The organism is Williamsoniiplasma lucivorax ATCC 49196, from assembly GCF_000518285.1.
Lineage (GTDB): Bacteria > Bacillota_I > Bacilli_A > Mycoplasmatales > Mycoplasmataceae > Williamsoniiplasma > Williamsoniiplasma lucivorax.
Map to the genome: position 1 here is coordinate 1 of NZ_JADH01000031.1, position 1,279 is coordinate 1,279.

Annotated in this window: 1 protein-coding gene and 1 riboswitch; the gene reads left to right on the top strand. The window is 27.3% G+C overall.

Annotated elements, in window-relative coordinates; all coding sequences use genetic code 4:
- Positions 1-55: 55 nt before the first annotated feature.
- A complete protein-coding gene (locus P695_RS0104805; protein WP_028127085.1) occupies positions 56-1,024 on the top strand; it encodes an energy-coupled thiamine transporter ThiT in 969 nt (322 codons plus the stop codon).
- Between the two features lie 101 nt (positions 1,025-1,125).
- A riboswitch (TPP riboswitch) is annotated at positions 1,126-1,215 on the top strand.
- The last annotated feature ends 64 nt before the right edge of the window (positions 1,216-1,279 follow it).

Consider the following 1,279-nt stretch of genomic DNA (forward strand, 5'->3'; position numbering starts at 1 on the left):
GCGTAGGGAGTCTAATCAGATGTTTTTTTGTTATCTCTTTAAAGGAGATTTTTTTATGAAAATAGCATTTACAAAAATAGAAAAACCACCATTGGCTAAAATGAGTATGGGTTTTGCAATTTTATCAATTCTGGTTATGTTAATTTTACTTATCTTTTTTTCTTGCTTCAAAATATCGTGAACAAATATGACTAATGAAAAAACATTTCAAAATATTAAAATAATGTTAATTATACTTTTTACACTAGGTTTAATTTTCAGTATCTTAATTGCAGTCAGTTGATTTTTAGCTGATTTAGGAAAAATTATTGACAATAAAATGCAATTCATTTTATTAAGTATCATTTCATTTTCATTTATTAATATTGTGATTCTATTTTATCTTTTCCACAAGAACAAAACTAACAAGCAAAAATGAAAAATCACCTGAAAATTTTTTGGTTGAAAAAAATTTTCAATTTATGAGATTGTTTTAGGTGGGGTCTTTACCGCTTTAACTATTGTGTTTGCTTATTTAGAACAATTTATGCCAGGTTTGGTTATTGGTGTCGGATTAACTTTTAAATATGTAATCTTAATCGTTATAGGTGTTGTTATTTCACCTATTCTAGCAATTTGTGTTGGCATAACTGCCGCTTTGCTTTCAATATTGTTTGTTGGTCCAGGACATATCATTTCACCTTGATCATTTTTACTAGACTATTTTGTTCCGATGATGATGCCTGGTATTGTATCACTCTTAAGATTTACAATAAAACCAGAAAAAAGTTATATCAATTATTTAAATTATATAATTATTGGATTTTTAAATTCTTTTGGAGTTTTTATTAGTCAAACAATTTCGGGAATTTTTGTTTGAACCGTGCTAATCAGTGTTCCTAATTGAGGAGCTAACACTTTTCTCTATTCAATAATTATTAATACCATTCATGTGTGACCATTAACTTATCCTCTTACACAAATTTTGATAATTCCGGCAATCAAAGTTGCATCACTAATTAGCAAAAACAAACTTTTAACTTAAACTTAAATCTCCTAGCAAAACCACTAAACTCATTCAATTAAAGCAATATATTAATAATTCTCTTAGTTTCATCAATGACAAAGGTATATAATAAAAGTGTAAATATATAGCAGAGGTAGCGAAAGCTTGAGAAATACTCTTTGAACCTGATCTAGTTAAGACTAGCGTAGGGAGTCTAATCAGATGTTTTTTTGTTATCTCTTTAAAGGAGATTTTTTTATGAAAATAGCATTTACAAAAATAGAAAAACCACCA